Source organism: Streptomyces sp. NPDC045846 (genome assembly GCF_056431605.1).
Window position 1 is genome coordinate 36,174 of record NZ_JBWKKJ010000002.1, and the last position, 19,048, is coordinate 55,221.

Here is a 19,048-nt window from a genome sequence, read left to right on the forward strand (position 1 = left end):
CGGATCAGTTCTTGAACGCCGCGGCCGCGTCGGCCTCCAGCCTGGACTGGGTGCCCGCGATGTCGGACGGGTTCTTCAGGAAGTCCTGGAGGTCCTTCCACTCGCCCTTGCCGGGGGTGCCGCCGAAGGACTGCGGAGCCTGGTCCGACATGTCGAAGCGCACGTTGTCCCCCGCCGCGATCAGCGCCTTGGCGATGCCGCGCTGCACGTCATTGGGGTACACGGCGAGGTCGAGCGCCTTGTTCGGCGAGACGTAGCCGCCGGCCTTCGCCCAGATCCGCGCGGCGTCGGTGGACGCCAGCCAGGTGAGCAGCGCCTGCGCGCCCTTGGAGTCCTTCAGCGCCACCGCCGCGTCGCCACCCGTCACGACGGGGGCCTTGTCGCCCACGGCGGGGAACGGGAACGCCTTGGCGTCGGTGCCGACCTTGGCGGACGTCTGCGCGATGTTGACGGCGGCGAAGTCGCCCTCGAAGACCATGCCCGCCTTGGGCTGGTCGCCGCCGGTGAAGGTCTGCGTGACGGAGGCGGGGAACTCGGTCTGGAGCGCGCCGTTGGTGCCGCCCGCGATCAGGTTCGGCTTGCCGAAGAGCTGGGCGAGCGTGGTGAGCGCGTCCTTGACGGACGGGTCGGTCCACTTGATCGCGTGCTTGGCCAGCTGGTCGTACTTCTCGGGCCCGGCCTGCGAGAGGTAGACGTTCTCGAACCAGTCGGTCAGGGTCCAGCCGTCCGCGCCGCCCACCGACACCGGGGTCACCCCGGACGCCGAGATGGTGTCGGCGGTGCTGAGGAAGTCCTTCCAGGTGGCGGGCGCGCTCACGCCCGCGTTCTGGAAGACCTTGGTGTTGTACCAGACCAGGGACTTGTTGGCGGCCTTGAAGTAGACCCCGTACTGGGTGCCGTCGACCGAACCGAGGTCCTTCCACACCTTCGAGTAGTTCGCGTCGAGCTGCGCCTTGGCCTCGGGGCCGACCGGCTTGGCCCACTTCTTCGCCACGGCCTGCTGGATCGCGCCGACCTGGGGGAGCATCGCGACATCGGGCGGGCTTCCTCCGGCGATCTTGGTGCCGAGGAAGTTGACGATGGGGTCCTGGGCGGGCACGAAGGTGACGGTGGCCCCGGTCCGCGCCTCGAACTCCTTCAGCACGTTCACGAAGTTGGCCTGTTCGGGCCCCGTCCACACGGCGGCGACCTCGATCTTCTCCCCGTTCAGCTTGGGGAGTTGGACCCCGCCCGCGGACGCCGAGCCGGAGGCGCTGGCGGACGGCGTGCTCTTCTTCCCGCCGTCGTCCCCGCACGCGGCCGCGCCGAGCGCGAGCCCGCCGATGGCCAGGGCGGATATGAGGGTGCGACCTGTCGTGGTGCGTGTGATGGTGCGGCCTGTACGAGTGCTGCGCATGCGTGCCCCGTCTCTCCCGTGCGCGTACGAACCGCCGCGCCCGGTGACGCAGGCGCCGCCGCTCTCGTCCCGTTCGACAGTCCTACGCCCGGTGCGGGGGCGTCGCAATACCGCCTTCGCTCTCGCATTGGCGATCGTGATGGGCTTGTGACGTTGGGTCATGCGGGATGTCCCAACTGCCTCCCATTGCGGCCGGGTTGATCCACTCGGGGCCCCCGCACCGGACCCGGCGTCAGGGCAGCGGCGGCACCGGTGGCGCGTTGACCAAGGACGCCGCGCGGTCGAGGGCGCTGGCGAGCAGGGCCAGGTCCGTCGGCCCGTTGCCGAGCTCGCGCACCGGCCGGCGGGCCGGCGGGTCGCCCATCCGCTCCCACTCCAGGACCACGACCGTCGGCCGCTGGGTGGCGGTGCGCGGTATGCGCCCGGTGACCCGGCCGCCCTGGAACGGCACCGACGCCCCGTCCGGCTGGTGCAGCCGGCCCCGGCCCGGGGACGGGTCCTCCGGCGAGGGCGAGGCGGGCGGCGCGTCGAGCACGACCCGGTGCCGGGCGCCGCGCGCGAGCTCCGTGTCGGCCGTGCGGTCGGGCCGGGCCGAGGACGCCACGAGGTGCACCCCGAGCCGCTCGCCCTCGCGGGCCACCGCCTCCAGGGCCCGGACGACCGAACCCGCGGCCGGCCGGCCGGGGCTGCCGAGCGCGGGCGCGACCAGCGCGTCCAGATCGTCGACCAGGACCACCAGGCGGGGCAGCGAGGGTCCTTCCTCGGTGCGGCTGCGCGCCACCGGGCGCAGCCGCAGGGTGCTGCTGCCCGGCGGGTCGAGGTCGCCCCGGCTCTCCGCGGCGGGTGCCTGGCGCTGCCCGACGAGACGCCCGGCGACCTCGCGCCGGGTCTGCCACTCCGCGAAGCCGAGCCCCCCGAGCACCTCGGCCCGGCGCTTCAGCTCGGCCCCGAGTGCCTGGGCGAACTCCCGCATCCGGACCGGGTCGGAGGCGATCAAGTGGGTGGACACGTGCGGAAGTTCGGTACAGGGCCGCAGGCCCTCACCGCGTTCGCCGCCCGCGCCGTCGACCAGGATCAGGCCGAGCCGGTCGGGCCGGGCGCCCGCCGCGAGCGAGGCCGCGACGGCGCGCAGCAGCTCGGTGCGCCCGCTGCCGGGCGGGCCCTCGACGAGCAGATGGGGGCCCTCGGAGGCGAGGTCCACCCCGACCGGGCCGTGCGGGCCGGTGCCGAGCACGGCCGTTCCGTCCGGCGCCGACTCCCAACGGGCCATCAGGGAGGCCGGGGTGGCCCGGGCCAGCCCCAACTCGTCCAGGAGGCGGGAGGACCGGGGCAACGAGGAGGCGAGGCGCCCGGTCGAGGCGGCCGTGCCGTCGCCGGTGCGCAGCGGGGCGAGCGCGCGGGCGAAGCGCTCGGCCCAGGCGCGCGAGACCGCGTCGACCGCGGCCACCGTGCCGTGCCCGGCGGGTCGGCCGCCCGCGGTGCGCAGCAGCCGCAGGGCGGTGGCCACGTCACCGCTGAGCAGGGCGACCGCGCCGCACTCGCGGAACGCGAGCGAGGCCGCGCACGCCGTCTCGTACGTGGCGGCCACCGGGGAGGCGGCCGAGGCGGGCGGCGCCTCGGCGAGGCAGAGCAGATGGATGCCCGCCGCGGCGCCCGCCGCGGCCAGCCGCGCGGTGGTCTCGCGCAGCGGGGCGGAGCCCGGGTCGCCGTCCACGACGACCACCGTGAACGGGCCCTCGTACTGGGCGGCGGCCTCGGCCACCGCGGCCCGGTCCGCCGAGGCCCAGCCGGGGCCGAGCGGGCCCGCGTCGAGCCGTCTGACCAGCTCGGCGGTGCGTGCGGTGGCCTGGTCGCGGTCGTACGCCAGGAGCAGCCGGCAGTCCTGGCCGTGGGCCGGGCGGACCTGCGGGAGCCAGCCCAGCCAGTCCCACTCGGCGGTGCGCGCCTGGAGGCCGCGCGCCCGGTCCGTACTGATGAGGACGATCTCCAGGGTGGTCGGCGCGTGCAGCGCGGCCAGCTGGGCGATGACCGAGCGGGCGAGCCCGGCCAGCCGGTCGCGCGGCCCCGCGAGCCCGAGCGCGCCCACCTCGCGCAGCCCCACCGTGACCGGCACGGCGGCCAGCTCGCCCCGGTCCGCGGTGCCGACCCGGACGGCGAGCGCCTCCGGATGGCCCGGCTCGCGCTCCCACAGCCGGGGCCCGGGGCCGAGCGCGGTCAGGAGCAGCGCGGCCGGATCGGGCCAGCTCTCCGGCGCGGGCTCGGCCGGGGCCCGCTGCGGTTCGGCGGGCGCCCGCTCGGGCACCGCCTCGCCGCGCCCGCCGGTCAGCCGCCGCGCCCAGGCCCCTATCCCGCGCCGACGGCCGCCGTCCGGCGCGTCGGCCCGGGCGTGCTCGACCTCCTCGGGGCCGGTGAGGGGGCCTTCGGGCAGCCTGGTGCCGCGCGTGGGAGTGCCCTGCCGTCTGCTGGGGGGCGCGGGCTCGCGGTGGTCGTCCCGGCCGTCGTGCCCGTATCCCGAGGGCGCTCCGAGCGCGTCGATCCCGGCGCCGTACGCCTCCTCGTGCGCGCCCGGCTCCAGGGGCGCGAGGGGGGAGGGGGAGGTGCCGAAGGAGTAGGCCGTCTCACCGGCCGGGGGGCTCAACCGCGGCGTGGGGCCCGGCAGTTCACCCCCGGCGGCGAAAGCGGGGGAGGAGGGCGGGGTCACCCGGAGGTGGCCCTCGCCGTCCGGCACCGTGGCCAGGGACGGCTCCGGCTCGGGGCCGCCGGCCGAGAGCCGCAGGGCGGACTCGCCGATCCGCAGCAGCGCGCCGGGCGCGAACCGGACCGGCCGGGGGCCGATCTCGCGGCCGTCGACCTGGGTGCCGTTCGTCGAGTTGAGGTCGGCCACGCTCACCCGGCCGTCCTCGCCGACCGTCACCTCGCAGTGCCTGCGGGAGACGTCCGGATCGTCCAGCGGCACGTCGGACTCGGTGGAGCGGCCGATCCCGATGCGGCCGCCGTGCAGCAGGTGGACGCCGCCCGCGTCGGGCCCCGCCACCACGTGCAGCCGGGCCGGGGCCGGGCCGTCGTGGGCCGGCTCGTCCTCGGCGGGGGCGCCGAGCGAGAGCACCGCGCCGTCCACCAGGGGCGGCTCGCCCAGGACGCGGCGCTGCGCGTCGAGCCGCTCGCGGCCCGCGAACAGCACCACGGAAGCGCCCGAGACCTCCGCGCCGGAGGCGGCCGAGGCAAGGCCGGACGCGACGGCCGCGAGTGCCGTCCCCGCCGGGGCGGTGACGAGCACGTCGCAGGCGCGCGCCACAGCGTGGCCGCTGCGCGGCGCGAGGACGGTCAGCCGGATCTGCATCGCCTCGGCGGTCCCTTCTGCGCGGGGGTGCCAAGAAGGGGGAGCAGCCCTGTGATTCCCCCCACCCGGCACACATGTCGTGCTGAGGGCATCCTCGCACCTGCCACTGACAACACGCCCGTCGCCCACCTCGAATTGATCTTGATTGGTCGGCTCCGGACGCAAATGTGGACGGAAAAGTGGCTGGTTGCGACCGAGTGGGGCATTTCGAAGGGATGCCGGGCACGGACGTTCGGCAACCTTCCGTGCGAAGACCGCGTCTTCCCTGAGAACCATGAGAAGACGGTGAACAAGCTGGTGGCGCCGACCCCACGACCCGTCGGCGCCCGCGGGGGCGGCACTAGAGTGGGCCGGAAACCCACACAGCGATGGACGCGAGCAGCAGGGAGCGCATGACGTGCGGCCGGTAGGCAGCAAGTACCTGCTCGAGGAGCCGCTCGGACGCGGCGCCACGGGCACTGTCTGGCGAGCCCGCCAGCGAGAGACCGCGGGCTCCGAGGCGTCCGTGGCGGGCCAGCCGGGCGAGACCGTGGCGATCAAGGTCCTCAAGGAGGAGCTGGCCAACGACGCGGACGTGGTGATGCGCTTCCTGCGCGAACGCTCCGTGCTCCTGCGGCTGCGCCACGACAACATCGTGCGCACCCGGGACCTGGTGGTCGAGGGTGATCTGCTCGCCCTGGTCATGGACCTGGTCGACGGCCCGGACCTGCACCGCTACATCCGCGAGAACGGCCCGCTCACGCCGGTCGCCGCGTCCCTGCTCACCGCGCAGATCGCCGACGCGCTCGCCGCGAGCCACGCCGACGGCGTCGTCCACCGCGACCTGAAGCCCGCGAACGTCCTCCTGGACGAGCGCGACGGCGCGATGCACCCGATGCTCACCGACTTCGGCATCGCGCGCCTGGCCGACTCCCCGGGCCTGACCCGTACGCACGAGTTCGTGGGCACGCCCGCCTATGTCGCGCCCGAGTCCGCCGAGGGCCGCCCGCAGACCTCCGCAGTCGACATCTACGGCGCCGGAATCCTGCTGTACGAGCTGGTCACGGGGCGCCCGCCATTCGCGGGCGGCACCGCGCTCGAAGTCCTGCACCGCCATCTGAGCGAGGAGCCGCGCCGCCCCACCACCGTGCCGGCCCCGCTGTGGACGGTCATCGAGCGCTGCCTCAGCAAGGACCCGGAGCGGCGCCCCAGCGCCGAGAACCTGGCGCGCGGGCTGCGCGTCGTCGCGGCCGGCATCGGCGTCCACTCCACCCCGGCCCAGGTCGAGGCGGCCGACGGGGTGGGCGCGCTGCTCGCCCCCGACCCGGCGCCGGCCCCGGTCCCGGAGGCGCCGGGCGCCGCCGACCCGACGCAGGTGCTGCCGAGCAACGCGGGCTCGTACGACCCGGCGGCGGCCACCTCGGTCCTGCCGCACACCGGCCAGGCGCCGAACGCCGACCCGACGGCCGTCATGCCGCCGGTCCCGCAGGGGCAGCCGCAGCCGCAGGGGCCGCACCCCTGGCAGTCCCAGCTCCAGGCGGCACGCGACCGCAACGAGCAGACCCAGCTCGGCTACCTGCCGCCCGAGCAGGACCCGCTGCGCCGCCGCCCGCACCGCCAGCAGCAGCCCCCGCAGGGCTACGGCCAGCCGCAGCAGGGGTACCCGCAGCAGGGCCCGCCGCAGGGCCGCCCGCCCCAGCGCCAGCAGTACGCCCCGCCGCCGCAGCCCTACCAGCAGCAGCAACCGCAGCAGTACGCGCCGCAGCGTCAGCGGTACGCCCCGCCGCAGCCGCCGCCCCAGCAGCCGCAGGCCCCGGCGCGCGAGCCGCGGGAGCCCCGCGAGCCGCGCAGGCGCAGCCCGAACCGGATGCGGATCCCGGGCCTCGGCTGCCTGAAGGGCTGTCTCTTCACCTTCCTGCTGCTCTTCGTCGCGGGCTGGCTGATCTGGGAGCTGACCCCGCTCCAGGACTGGGTCGCCCAGGGCAAGAGCTACTGGCAGGCCATTGGTGACGGGATTTCGACGGTATCCGGCTGGATCAAGAGCATCGGCAACTCCGGAAAGCAGTGATCACGGGGCCCGGCCCCGCCGGTCCGGGACGCGACTTCGTGGATTTGTCGACTTCCAGAGGGTGATTTCGGCGCCAGAAGTGAAGGTTGGCGTCCCGGCCGCGTAGCCTCAGCGTGCACAGCCAGCCGCTGAGGGAGCAGTCTTGGCACGGAATATCGGCAGCCGGTACACCGCCCACCAGATCCTGGGCCGCGGCAGCGCCGGCACGGTGTGGCTCGGCGAAGGGCCCGAGGGCCCCGTCGCCATCAAGCTGCTGCGCGAGGACCTGGCCGCCGATCAGGAGCTGGTCGGCCGCTTCGTCCAGGAGCGCACCGCCCTGCTCGGCCTCGACCACCCCCACGTGGTGGGCGTGCGCGACCTGGTGGTCGACGGCAACGACCTCGCCCTGGTCATGGACCTGATCCGCGGCACCGACGTGCGTACCCGCCTGGACCGCGAGCGCCGGCTCGCCCCCGAGGCTGCCGTGGCCATCGCGGCCGACGTCGCCGACGGGCTCGCCGCGGCCCACGCGGCCGGCATCGTGCACCGGGACGTGAAGCCCGAGAACATCCTCCTGGACATGCAGGGCCCGCTCGGCCCCGGCGGCGCCCACCCCGCCCTGCTCACCGACTTCGGCGTCGCCAAGCTCATCGACACCCCCCGCCGCACCAAGGCGACGCGGATCATCGGCACCCCGGACTACCTCGCGCCCGAGATCGTCGAGGGCCTCCCGCCGCGCGCCGCCGTCGACATCTACGCGCTCGCGACGGTCCTGTACGAGCTGCTCGCGGGCTTCACCCCGTTCGGCGGCGGCCACCCCGGCGCCGTACTGCGCCGCCACGTCACCGAGACTGTCGTCCCGCTCCCCGGCATCCCGGACGAGCTGTGGCAGCTGATCGTCCAGTGCCTGGCCAAGGCCCCGGCCTCCCGGCTGCGCGCCTTCGAACTCTCCGTCCGGCTGCGCGAGCTGCTCCCCCTGATCGCGGGCATGCCCCCGCTCGACGTGGACGAGCCGGACGCCGAGGGCGACGAGGACGAGGAGGCGTACGAGGACCCGTACCCGACCGCCCCCACCAGCCCCCGCCGCGGCGCGGTCCCGCTGGTGCCGGGGGCGCAGCACGACTCCGCGAACCGGGACACCCACACCAGCATGCGCGTCCCCGGCCCCGACGAGCTGGCCGGCGGCCCGCTGGGCACCGCCCGAGCGCCCCGCTCCGCGGGTGCCCCGCGCCCCGGCTCGGCCCGCCACCGCGCCGACCAGGTCCGCAAGCGCAGACTCGTCCTGACGGCCTCGGCGGTGGCGCTCGCCGCGGCGGTCGGGGTGGGCGGCTGGCTGGCCCTGAGCGACGACTCCGGCAAGCAGCCGCCGCCGCAGGACACCAAGAACTCCGCGCCCCCCGCCCCCTAGCGGGGCGGGGATCGGGCGGCCCGGGGAACGCCGGAGCGCGCAGCCGTTACGCTGGACCCGTGGCAGTCGTCGATGTATCCGAAGAGCTGAAGTCCCTCTCCTCGACCATGGGGTCGATCGAGGCCGTCCTGGACCTCGACACGATGAGGGCAGATATTGCTGCGCTCGAAGAGCAGGCGGCCGCCCCGTCCCTGTGGGACGACCCGGAGGCGGCGCAGAAGATCACCAGCAAGCTTTCGCACCTCCAGGCGGAGCTGCGCAAGACCGAGGCCCTGCGCGGCCGGATCGACGACCTCGGGGTGCTCTTCGAGCTCGCCGAGGAGATGGACGACCCGGACACCCGCACCGAGGCCGAGGCCGAGCTGGAGTCCGTGAAGAAGGCGCTGGACGAGATGGAGGTCCGCACCCTCCTGTCCGGCGAGTACGACGCCCGTGAGGCGCTGGTCAACATCCGCGCCGAGGCCGGCGGCGTCGACGCCTCCGACTTCGCCGAGCGCCTCCAGCGCATGTACCTGCGCTGGGCCGAGCGGCACGGCTACAAGACCGAGGTGTACGAGACCTCGTACGCGGAAGAGGCCGGCATCAAGTCGACCACCTTCGTGGTCAGTGCGCCCTACGCCTACGGCACGCTCTCCGTGGAGCAGGGCACGCACCGCCTGGTCCGCATCTCGCCCTTCGACAACCAGGGCCGCCGCCAGACCTCGTTCGCGGGCGTCGAAGTGCTGCCGGTCGTCGAGCAGTCCGACCACGTCGAGATCGACGAGTCCGAGCTGCGCATCGACGTGTACCGCGCGTCGGGCCCGGGCGGCCAGGGCGTCAACACCACGGACTCCGCGGTCCGCATCACGCACATCCCGACCGGCATCGTGGTCTCCTGCCAGAACGAGCGCTCGCAGATCCAGAACAAGGCGAGCGCCATGAACGTCCTCCAGGCCAAGCTCCTCGAGCGCCGCCGCCAGGAGGAGCAGGCGCTGATGGACTCGCTCAAGGGCGACGGCGGCAACTCCTGGGGCAACCAGATGCGTTCGTACGTCCTGCACCCGTACCAGATGGTGAAGGATCTGCGCACCGAGTTCGAGGTCGGCAACCCGCAGGCGGTCCTCGACGGCGAGATCGACGGCTTCCTCGAAGCGGGCATCCGCTGGCGCAAGCAGCAGGAGAAGTAACCCGCCCGAGCGCACGCGCGGTTGGGCATGAAGACGCCGGGTCCCGGAAGAAGGGGACCCGGCCTTTTCTTGTGTGGGGGTCGCGTGTGCCCGCGGTGGCGATTGCGTAGCGGCGCGAAGCGCGGGCATGGCCTGAGGTCGAATTCGCTGGCGCAAGCGGGAATTGGGCGACTCGGCGCTTTGTCGACTTGCGAACTGGCATGGGAGAGGCGTCAGTTCCGGTCTTCTGTCACAGTCGTATTCCCGTACGCCAGGCAAGTGGGGCGATTTCGGGCATTGCGTGCGCAACGACCTTGACGGCATCTTTAAAACTGGCAAAGCTAACGCGCGGCATGCGTATCTCTGGGGCGTGTGTGACGGGGGGAGGGGCTCCATCGCTTCCCCGGCGTTGCCGCCCCGGGCGCTGCTCCATGACGAGACAGCTACTGGGGGTAGCAGGCAGATGACCAAGAACACGCGGGTCCGCGTCGCGCGGATAGCAGCCGGTGCGGTGATTGCCGCCGGTGCGTCCCTGACCGCGGCGGGGGCGGCCCAGGCCGTCGGTCTCAACTCCAACGACGGCAAGGCCAAGAGCACCTACGACGAGCCCTGCGTCCCGGGTGCGCCGCTGTGCGACACCACGGGCGGCCAGTCGACCGGTTCCACCACCTCCGGCTCGACCGGCTCCACCACCGCCGGTTCGACCGGTTCCACGACGGACGGTTCGACCGGTTCGACGAGCACCTCGGGTTCGACGGGTTCCACCGGCTCCACGGGCTCCACCGGTTCGACGGGTTCGACCGGCTCCACGGGCAGCACGGGCTCGACGGGCAGCACCGGCTCCACGGGCTCGACCGGCAGCACGGGTTCGACCGGCTCCACGGGCTCCACCGGTTCGACGGGTTCGACCGGCTCCACGGGCAGCACCGGCTCCACGGGCAGCACGGGCTCGACGGGCAGCACCGGCTCCACCGGCACGACCGGTTCGACGAGCACCTCGGGTTCCACCGGGACCACGGGTTCGACGGGTTCGACCGGCAGCACGGGCTCCACCGGTTCGACGGGTTCGACCGGCTCCACCGGCTCCACCGGCTCCACCGGCTCCACGGGCTCGACCGGCACCACCGGTTCGACCGGGACCACGGGCACCACCGGCAACACCGGCACCAACCCCGACACCGTCGGCTCGCAGCCGGTCGAGCAGGGGCAGCAGAAGGAGGAGCTCGCCGCCACCGGTGCGGGCGGGACCACCTTCCTGCTGGTCGGCGCCGCGACCATGATCGCGGGTGGCATCGGCTTCCGCCTCATGCCGCGCCTCGCGGGCGGCCGTAACGCCGCGTAAGCGGTATAGAACGCAGAGGAGGGCCCCGGGTGCGATCCGCACCCGGGGCCCTCTTCGCGTGAGGACCGGTCTCTCAGACGGTCTGGTGGGCCAGCAGGGCGCAGGCCCCTATCAGCACGATGAGCAGCGTCACCAGCGCCGCAGGGGTCAGTGAGCCCCACTGGCCCTCCTGCTGCAGGCGCTCCCGGTTCGCCCGGCAGACGCGGCAGCGGCCCTCGCTCACGGGCGCCGCGCAGTTGGCGCACACCAATCGGTCATAGGTCATGCGCTCTCCTCCTCCCGCGCGGCGGAGCCGGCGCATACAGCGTTCAACCCGCTATCTCTCCGCTCAACGCTCAGGGAAACGCAACCGTTCCCCCTACCACTGTGCCAGCTCCCGCGCGTTTCGGCGCGCCCCGCCTGATTCATCCCGGTCCCGGCCCCCGACCAGCGGGACATAAGGTGCATCCCCGGACGGGGCCTGCGCGGGCTCGTCCCGTTCGCGTAAGGTCACGCACACCTATACTCCCGGCCGACCCGTGGTGCACCCGTGATCCGATTCGACAATGTCTCCAAGACCTATCCCAAGCAGAACCGACCAGCCCTGCGGGAAGTCTCCCTCGACATCGAGAAGGGGGAGTTCGTCTTCCTTGTCGGCTCGTCCGGTTCCGGGAAGTCGACCTTTCTGAGACTGATCCTGCGTGAAGAGCGCGCCAGCCATGGGCAGGTGCACGTGCTCGGCAAGGACCTGGCCCGGCTCTCCAACTGGAAGGTGCCGCACATGCGGCGCCAACTGGGCACCGTCTTCCAGGACTTCCGACTGCTCCCCAACAAGACCGTCGCGGAGAACGTCGCGTTCGCCCAGGAGGTCATCGGGAAGCCGCGCGGCGAGATCCGCAAGGCCGTGCCGCAGGTGCTCGACCTCGTCGGGCTCGGCGGCAAGGAGGACCGCAGGCCCGGCGAGCTCTCCGGTGGTGAGCAGCAGCGCGTGGCCATCGCCCGCGCCTTCGTCAACCGGCCCATGCTGCTCATCGCGGACGAGCCGACCGGCAACCTCGACCCGCAGACCTCCGTCGGCATCATGAAGCTGCTCGACCGGATCAACCGGACCGGCACCACCGTCGTCATGGCGACCCACGACCAGAACATCGTCGACCAGATGCGCAAGCGCGTCATCGAGCTGGAGTCCGGCCGTCTCGTACGTGACCAGGCGCGCGGCGTCTACGGCTACCAGCACTGAGCGCCGTAGAGCACTCGTCGAGCACTGAAAGGCTGAAATCGTCGCCATGCGCGCCCAGTTCGTTCTCTCGGAGATCGGGGTCGGTCTCCGTCGCAACCTGACCATGACGATCGCCGTCGTCGTCTCCGTCGCCCTCTCACTGGCCCTGTTCGGCGGTTCGCTGCTGATGCGGGACCAGGTCAACAACATGAAGGGCTACTGGTACGACAAGGTCAACGTCTCCATCTTCCTCTGCAACAAGGCGGACGCCGAGAGCGTCGCCAAGTGCGCCAAGGGCGCGGTGACCGCCCAGCAGAAGAAGGACATCGAGGCCGACCTCAAGAAGCTGGACGTCGTCCAGACGGTGTCGTACGAGTCGGCCGACGAGGCGTTCAAGCACTACAAGGAGCAGTTCGGCAGCTCCCCGATGGCCGGTTCGATCACGCCCGACCAGATGCAGGAGTCCTTCCGCGTCAAGCTCAAGGACCCGGAGAAGTTCAACGTGGTCGCCACCGCGTTCGCGGGCCGCGACGGCGTCCAGTCCGTACAGGACCAGAAGGGCATCCTGGAGAACCTCTTCGGGCTGCTCAACGGCATGAACGTGGCGGCCATGCTGGTCATGTTCGTCATGCTGATCGTCGCGCTGATGCTGATCGTCAACACCGTGCGCGTCTCCGCCTTCAGCAGGCGGCGCGAGACGGGGATCATGCGCCTGGTGGGCGCCTCCAGCTTCTACATCCAGGCGCCGTTCATCATGGAGGCCGCCTTCGCCGGGCTGATGGGCGGCGTGGCCGCCGCGGGCTTCCTGGTCGTCGGCCGCTACTTCATGATCGACCACGGGCTCGACCTGGCGCACAAGCTGAACCTCATCAACTTCATCGGCTGGGACGCGGTGTTGGCGAAGCTCCCGCTGGTCCTCGCGGCGAGCGTCCTGATGCCCGCGCTCGCGGCCTTCTTCGCGCTGCGCAAGTACCTCAAGGTCTGACCCCGCGTGTGACATACGCCCCGGGCGCCGTAGGAGCAACAGCCCCTACGGCGCCCGAGCCGTGTCCTAGACTCGGCGCCATGCCCGGCCCGGACCTCTGTCCCAGGCCCCGCGGTGTGCGCCGCGGGGCTGCTCTGGCATTGGTCTTCGCGAGCGTCCTGGTGACGGCGGCCGCCACCAACTGCCTGCCGCGCGCCGAGGAACGGCCCGCGCCGCTCGCCGCGGGACCGGCCGCCGCGGCGCTCGACCCGCGCGAGGGGCACACCACCCGCGGCGGCGACCGCACCGCCGAGGACGTGGCCCGCGCGGCCGCCGAGGCGCAGGCCGACGGGAAGTCCGCGACCCGGGCCGCCGAGGAGGCCGTGGGCCGCAGCGGGGACCGCTGGGGCGCGGTGTACGACAAGGCGCAGTTCGAGCAGTACGCGGACGCCCTCGACGGGCGCTACACCGGAGTGGGCCTGTGGGTGGCCCGCACCGCCGACGGCCGCACCGAGGTGACCCGGGTCCAGGCCGGCGGCCCCGCCGACCGCGCGGGCATCGAGCCGGGCGACCTCCTGCGCAGCGTCGACCACTGGTCGGCCGACGGGCAGCCCGTCACCGAGACCGTCGCCCGGCTGCGCGGCGACGCGGCCGGGAGCAAGGTCGTCGTCGGTCTGGAACGCGGCTCGCGCACCTGGACCCGGACGCTGGACCGGGCGGTCCTGGACACCGAGGCCGTGGCCGTCGAGAACCTCTCCGCCAAGGTCGTCATGATCAAGGTGGCGGCCTTCACCAGGGGCTCGGGCGAGCGCGTACGGGCCGCCGTGCACCGGGCTCCGAAGGGCGCCGGCATCCTGCTCGACCTGCGGGGCAACAGCGGCGGCCTGGTCGGCGAGGCGGTCACCGCCGCCTCCGCCTTCCTCGACGGCGGTCTGGTCGCCACGTACGACGTGCACGGAAAGCAGCGGGCGCTGTACGCGGCCGACGACGGGGACGACGCCAGGCCCCTGGTGGTGTTGATCGACGGCGGCACCATGAGCGCGGCCGAACTGCTCACCGGCGCGCTCCAGGACCGCGGCCGCGCGGTCACCGTGGGCTCGCGCACCTTCGGCAAGGGGTCGGTGCAGATGCCCACCGGCCTTCCGGGCGGCTCGGTCGCCGAGCTGACCGTCGGCCATTACCGCACCCCCTCCGGCCGCGGTCTCGACGGCAGGGGCATCACCCCCGACCTCCCGGTCACCGACCGTCCGCTCGAACACGCCGAGACGGTCCTGAGCGGTCTCGGCGGCACGTCTTAAACCTGTTGCGCCGGGGTGCGAAAATGGCCGCACTATGGCTAAGAACACGGGCAAGGACAAAGAGAAGGACAGCAAGCGCAAGCTGGTCGCGCAGAACAAGAAGGCACGGCACGACTACCTCATCATCGACACCTACGAGTGCGGTCTGGTGCTCACCGGCACCGAGGTGAAGTCGCTGCGCCAGGGCCGCGCCTCGCTGGTGGACGGCTTCGTGCAGATCGACGGCGGCGAGGCCTGGCTGCACAACGTGCACGTGCCGGAGTACGCGCAGGGCACCTGGACCAACCACAGCGCGCGGCGCAAGCGGAAGCTGCTGCTGCACCGGGTGGAGATCGACAAGCTGGAGTCGAAGTCCGGGGAGTCGGGTCACACGATCGTGCCCCTCGCGCTGTACTTCAAGGACGGCCGGGCCAAGATCGAGATCGCGCTCGCCAAGGGCAAGAAGGAGTACGACAAGCGGCAGACGCTGCGCGAGAAGCAGGACCGGCGCGAGACGGACCGGGCCATCTCCGCGGTCAAGCGCAAGGAGCGGGCGAGCCTGCGGCAGGCCCGCGCGGAATAGGCTGGCACCCTCGGGCGTTGGTCACGTACGATGGCACTGCACCTCGACGAAGGTGCGGCAACACCTTGAAAAAACAACATGGGGATGATCGGTTTCGACAGCGGATGTCGAAGCAGGGGAAGCGTGTCGAGGAAGCGGCAATGATCTCGTAAACCATATGTCGCAAACAATAATCGCCAACACCAAGCGCGATACCTTCGCCCTCGCTGCCTAAGTAGCGACTTGCGAAGTGTCAGCCCGGGGCTGTTCCCGACCCGGATCCTGGCATCAGCTAGGGAACTAAACTTCCGGACCCGGTCACGGGGTCCGGAAGGAAATCAAACAGTGACTGGGCCCGTCGGCGACTTGTTCGCGTGATTGCCGGGGCCGAGAAAATCACAGCGAACTGCACACGGAGAAGCCCTGTTTTTGCACCGTTGGACGCGGGTTCGATTCCCGCCATCTCCACGATCGAGGAGAACCGGACGTCCGGATCACCTCGCCCCATGTAGGCAAAGGCCCGGTCGCTTTCGAGCGGCCGGGCCTTTGTCGTGCCCAGGGCTTTGCCCGGGCCGGAGGTCAGGCGACCGGCTGGCCGGTCAGCATGCCCAGGAGCTGGTCCATCTCGTTGCGCCACAGCCGGTGCACGTTCATGCGGGTCGGCTTCGGCTGCCCCGGCAGCTGGCAGCGGAACGAGCTCCACAGGGTGTTCCGCCGGACGTCGCTGATCATCCGCATGGCCTCGGCGGGCGGGATCGCCACGACGATCTCCTGCGGGCGGTTGTTCCACCGGCTGGCCCGGTGCAGCAGCACGGCCTGCTGGGTCACGGTGATGAAGTAGTACGTCAGGAAGGCCTGGCCTATGCCGCCGAACATGCTCATCAACCAGACGCTGGGGCCCGCTATCGCCTGGATCATGACGATCGGGCGGTCCTGCGGGTTGGCCTGCGCGATCGCCTCGGCGACCTGCTGCTGGATGGTCGACTTCTTCACGGCCATGGGGAGGGGCCTTTCCTGACGCGGGGGCACGCCGGAGCGGAACGTGGTCACGCTCGGGCGGAAGGGGACGCCCCGCTCAGCCGCGGGGCGGTGCAGCGTACCGTCCCCGTCCCGTGGCGCACACCACCAGGGCGACGGCCGCCGCGCAGACCGGGACCAAGTAGCCCATCGCGGCGCCCGCTTGCTCGACGACCTGGCCGCCGGTGGCGGAACCGGCCGCGATGCCGCCGAGGATCGCGGTGACGGCGAGGGTCATGCCCTCGTTCAACCGGCCCTCGGGAGTGAGCCGCTGGACCAGGGTCATGCCGGTGACCATGGTCGGGGCGGTGGCCGCCCCCGCGCACAGCAGGGCCGCCGCGAGCGCGAGGAGCGAACCAGCGGACCGCGCCGCGAGCAGCGGCAGGCACATCAGGGCGGTCATGGCCGCCACGCAGCCGACGAGCCGCCGGGACACGCTGCGGGCGGGGCGCGCCGACCCGTACAGGAGCCCCGCGACGCACGAGCCCGCCGCCTGGAGCGCGAGCACCGGGCCCGCCGCCGGGCCGAGGCCGAGCCCGGCCGTGTACGCGATGGTCACCACCTCAAGGGAGCCGAAGACCGCGCCGGTGGCGAGGAAGACCGCGAGCAGCGGGGCGAACCCCCGGGTGCGGAAAGGGGACTTGGCGGTGGCCGTACGGGGTGAGACGGGCGGCTCGGTCGCGCGCTGGGCCGTGAAGAGCAGCATGCCCGTCATCAGCAGCACCGCGCCCACGAGCGTGCCGGCCTCGGGGAAGAGGGCCGAGCAGAGGAAGGCGGCGGCGACCGGACCGAGCATGAAGCAGAGCTCGTCGGCGGCCTGTTCGAAGGAGTTGGCGGTGTGCAGGGCGGCCGCGTCCTTTAGGGAGGGGCCGCCGTGCAGATGGGCCCAGCGGGCGCGGGACATGCCGCCGGTGTTGGGGGTGGTGGCGGTCGCGGCGTGCGCGGCGAACAGGGTCCAGTCCGGGGCGCCGAAGTGCACGCACAGGAGCAGGGCGAGCGAGCCGAGGACGGCAACCGCCGTCGCCGGTACGGCGATTCGGGCCTGGCCGTGCCGGTCCACGAGCCGGGCCGTCCAGGGGGCGACCAGCGCGGTCGCGGCGAGGCCGGTGGCGGTGACGGCACCGGCCAGCGCGTACGAGCCGCGCGCGCCCGCGATCATGATCACGGCGCTGACGCCGAACATGCCCATGGGCAGCCGGGCGATGAGGTTGCCGAGCGTGAAGGCGCGGGCTCCGGGGGTGCGGAAGAGGCGTACGTACGGGTTCGGGCGGCGGGTGGGCGGGGTCGGCTGCGGCATGCCCCGATCCTGTTCGGGGCCGGCTCACGGGGTCCAACACCTGATCAGCGCCCATTCACCCACTCTTGTTGTCAACGCCCGTGATGCGGTTGACTTCCGCGCGTGCCCCACGACCTGGACCCGCGGCTGCTGCGCTCGTTCGCGGCCGTCGCCGACGAGCTGCACTTCACCCGCGCCGCCGCCCGCCTCTTCGTCGCCCAGCAGGCACTGAGCCGCGACATCCGGCGCCTGGAACGGGAGTTGGGCGCCGAGCTCTTCGCGCGGACCACCCGCGCGGTGGCGCTCACGGCGGACGGGGCCCGGCTGCTGCCGTACGCCCGCAAGGTGCTCGCCGCCCATGACGAACTGCGCGGCGCGTGGGCGGGGGAGGGGCAGCGGCCGCTGCTCGTCGACGTCTCGGCGCCGGTCGGCACCGGTGCGCGGGTGCTCGCACGGGCCCGCGCACAGGCGCCCGGCGTCGAGTTCGTGGCCCGGTTCATCAGCGGGCTCACCGGGGCCGCCGCCGAGATCCTCGCCGGGCGGCTCGACGTCTCCTTCGGCCGGGTCGCCGGGCTCGACCCGGCCGTCCTCGCGGGCCTCGCCCACCAGCCGGTGCGCTTCGAGCGGATGGCGGTGCTGGTCGCCGAGGACCACCGCCTCGCGGGCCTCGCCCAGGTGCCGTTGGCGGCGCTCGCGGGCGAGACGCTGTACGCGGCGGCGGGCAATCCGGCCACCCTGGAGTGGACCGACCTCGCCGAGCGGCTCTTCGCGGGGCGCGGCATCCGGACGGCCGCGCCGTTCCCGGAGATCGCGGGGGAGGAGGAGTTCGTGCGGGTGGTGCGCAAGCAGGGCTGGTCGGTCCTCGCCAGCACCGAGTTCATGGACGTGCCCGGCATGGTGGTCCGCCCGCTGACCGGGCCCGTACCGCTCGCGCCGGTCTCGCTGGTGTGGCGCAAGGGGTTCTCGCATCCCGGCATCGAGGTGCTGCGGCGGGTCGCGGCCGAGGCCTCGGCGGAGCACGGCTGGCTGGAAAGGCCCCCCGGAAGCTGGCTGCCCGAGCCCGACTTGTCCCTGATGGCGGCTGATGCCCCGCATGCGTCCCGTCGAAGTCGAACATCACGCGATACGTGAACACATGTCCATAGGCTCGTGCGCTACATTCATCGCCCGGGTGCGGCGGGATAGTGGGGGCGCTCGGAACGGGTGGGTTCTCCCTGTTCCGGCTGAGGCGCCCGGGAGTCGTGCGCGCAACCCGCGAAACACATTTCAGGGAGTGCGTACGAAAATGGACAGTGGAATAGTCGGCGGGCCGGGGGGACAGCCCCGTCCCGACCGCTCGGAGGGCGACCAGCCGCCACGTGACGCCACGATGCAACTCGGCGTGTTCGCAGAGCAGTTGAGTCCGCCCGCGCCCCGGTTCAGCAAGCCCGACCCGCGCCTGAGCGTGCCCCGGCCGAGGTCGGCCGAGCCCGAGCCGGTCCAGCGGTCCGCCACGCAGAAGATCCCGGTCTTCAAGCCGTTGCGCGCGGCCTCGGCCGAGCGGGCCGTGTTCGTGGACGCCAGCGGACGGCGCGGCAAGAAGATCCGCTGGCTCGGCTGGATCTTCGGGCTCGCGGCCACCGGCTTCGCCGTGGCGCTCGTCGGCTCGCTGCTCGGCGGCAGCGCCCGCGCCCCCGGCCTCAACCTGCCCGAGGGCAGCAAGGCCGACTCCGTGACCGCGCCGCCGCGGGCCGCCGCCTCGCAGCCGCCGTCGCCGAAGGCGTCGTCGACGAAGAAGGACGTGGCTCCCGCGCACACCGTCTCCAAGGCGCCCACCTCCAAGACCTCCAAGTCCCCGCACAGCGCCACCCCCGCCACGGGCCACAGCCCGGTGCGGTCCTCCCCGCACCCCAGCACCTCGCACAAGCCGTCCGCGCGGGCGGCCTCCTCCGCCGTCGGCGCGACCGGCGCCTGAGCACCGCCGTCCCGGGTCCGCCCGCAGTGGCCCGGACAGCGGCCCTGAGCACCGCCTCAGCACCCCTCACCACCTCCTGAGCACCAACCCCGTACGGCGACCCCGGCGTACCGGCCCGAAGGCGTAACGACACCTGCCATGAG

The 19,048-nt window shown here is 72.8% G+C and carries 15 protein-coding genes and 1 other RNA gene; 11 read left to right on the plus strand and 5 right to left on the minus strand.

The window, feature by feature from the left end; genetic code table 11:
* Window positions 1-4: 4 nt before the first annotated feature.
* Window positions 5-1,396 (minus strand): ABC transporter substrate-binding protein, encoded by a 1,392-nt coding sequence (locus tag AC07F3_RS05175; RefSeq protein ID WP_479110680.1) that lies wholly within the window; start codon window positions 1,394-1,396, stop codon window positions 5-7.
* A gap of 232 nt (window positions 1,397-1,628) precedes the next feature.
* A complete protein-coding gene (locus AC07F3_RS05180) occupies window positions 1,629-4,736 on the minus strand; it encodes an FtsK/SpoIIIE domain-containing protein (RefSeq protein WP_479110681.1) in 3,108 nt (1,035 codons plus the stop codon).
* Between the two features lie 397 nt (window positions 4,737-5,133).
* On the opposite strand from AC07F3_RS05180, the gene AC07F3_RS05185 reads away from it, so the two are divergent.
* The 4 genes from AC07F3_RS05185 (at window position 5,134) to AC07F3_RS05200 (ending at window position 10,657) form a co-directional block, all read left to right on the plus strand.
* A complete protein-coding gene (locus tag AC07F3_RS05185; RefSeq protein ID WP_479110683.1) occupies window positions 5,134-6,783 on the plus strand; it encodes a serine/threonine-protein kinase in 1,650 nt (549 codons plus the stop codon).
* 142 nt (window positions 6,784-6,925) lie between these two features.
* Window positions 6,926-8,170, plus strand: a complete 1,245-nt coding sequence (locus AC07F3_RS05190) for a serine/threonine-protein kinase (protein ID WP_479110685.1) — start codon at window positions 6,926-6,928, stop codon at window positions 8,168-8,170.
* A gap of 59 nt (window positions 8,171-8,229) precedes the next feature.
* Window positions 8,230-9,336, plus strand: a complete 1,107-nt coding sequence (prfB, locus tag AC07F3_RS05195; RefSeq protein ID WP_479110686.1) for a peptide chain release factor 2 — start codon at window positions 8,230-8,232, stop codon at window positions 9,334-9,336.
* 442 nt (window positions 9,337-9,778) lie between these two features.
* Window positions 9,779-10,657, plus strand: coding sequence for a hypothetical protein (locus tag AC07F3_RS05200; protein ID WP_479110688.1), 879 nt, complete (start codon window positions 9,779-9,781; stop codon window positions 10,655-10,657).
* Between the two features lie 73 nt (window positions 10,658-10,730).
* Here AC07F3_RS05200 and AC07F3_RS05205 read toward each other — a convergent pair whose 3' ends face one another.
* A complete protein-coding gene (locus AC07F3_RS05205) occupies window positions 10,731-10,922 on the minus strand; it encodes a hypothetical protein (RefSeq protein WP_114036588.1) in 192 nt (63 codons plus the stop codon).
* A gap of 264 nt (window positions 10,923-11,186) precedes the next feature.
* Between AC07F3_RS05205 and ftsE the strand changes: the two genes are divergently transcribed.
* The 5 genes from ftsE to ssrA all read left to right on the plus strand — a co-directional run bounded on the left by ftsE (window position 11,187) and on the right by ssrA (window position 15,129).
* Window positions 11,187-11,876, plus strand: coding sequence for a cell division ATP-binding protein FtsE (gene ftsE / locus AC07F3_RS05210; protein WP_114036589.1), 690 nt, complete (start codon window positions 11,187-11,189; stop codon window positions 11,874-11,876).
* A 46-nt stretch (window positions 11,877-11,922) separates the two neighbouring features.
* Complete coding sequence (gene ftsX, locus AC07F3_RS05215) at window positions 11,923-12,840, plus strand: permease-like cell division protein FtsX (protein ID WP_114036590.1); 918 nt, start codon at window positions 11,923-11,925, stop codon at window positions 12,838-12,840.
* 80 nt (window positions 12,841-12,920) lie between these two features.
* Window positions 12,921-14,117: a S41 family peptidase gene (locus AC07F3_RS05220; protein WP_479110691.1), complete on the plus strand. Its 1,197-nt coding sequence runs from the start codon at window positions 12,921-12,923 to the stop codon at window positions 14,115-14,117.
* A 34-nt stretch (window positions 14,118-14,151) separates the two neighbouring features.
* A complete protein-coding gene (smpB, locus tag AC07F3_RS05225) occupies window positions 14,152-14,679 on the plus strand; it encodes an SsrA-binding protein SmpB (RefSeq protein WP_469838818.1) in 528 nt (175 codons plus the stop codon).
* An 80-nt stretch (window positions 14,680-14,759) separates the two neighbouring features.
* Window positions 14,760-15,129: a transfer-messenger RNA gene (gene ssrA / locus AC07F3_RS05230) on the plus strand.
* 108 nt (window positions 15,130-15,237) lie between these two features.
* On the opposite strand, the gene AC07F3_RS05235 is transcribed toward ssrA, so the two are convergent.
* Entirely contained in the window at window positions 15,238-15,657 is a 420-nt protein-coding gene (locus AC07F3_RS05235; RefSeq protein ID WP_479110693.1) for a hypothetical protein, read from the minus strand.
* Window positions 15,658-15,733: 76 nt separating this feature from the next.
* Window positions 15,734-16,972 carry an MFS transporter gene (locus tag AC07F3_RS05240; protein ID WP_479110695.1) on the minus strand — a complete coding sequence of 413 codons (1,239 nt, stop codon included), beginning with the start codon at window positions 16,970-16,972 and terminating at the stop codon, window positions 15,734-15,736.
* A 102-nt stretch (window positions 16,973-17,074) separates the two neighbouring features.
* On the opposite strand from AC07F3_RS05240, the gene AC07F3_RS05245 reads away from it, so the two are divergent.
* Together AC07F3_RS05245 and AC07F3_RS05250 are read left to right on the plus strand one after the other, a co-directional pair.
* Window positions 17,075-18,082 carry a LysR family transcriptional regulator gene (locus AC07F3_RS05245; protein WP_479110697.1) on the plus strand — a complete coding sequence of 336 codons (1,008 nt, stop codon included), beginning with the start codon at window positions 17,075-17,077 and terminating at the stop codon, window positions 18,080-18,082.
* Window positions 18,083-18,236: 154 nt separating this feature from the next.
* Window positions 18,237-18,905, plus strand: coding sequence for a hypothetical protein (locus AC07F3_RS05250; protein WP_479110699.1), 669 nt, complete (start codon window positions 18,237-18,239; stop codon window positions 18,903-18,905).
* Window positions 18,906-19,048 lie beyond the last annotated feature (143 nt).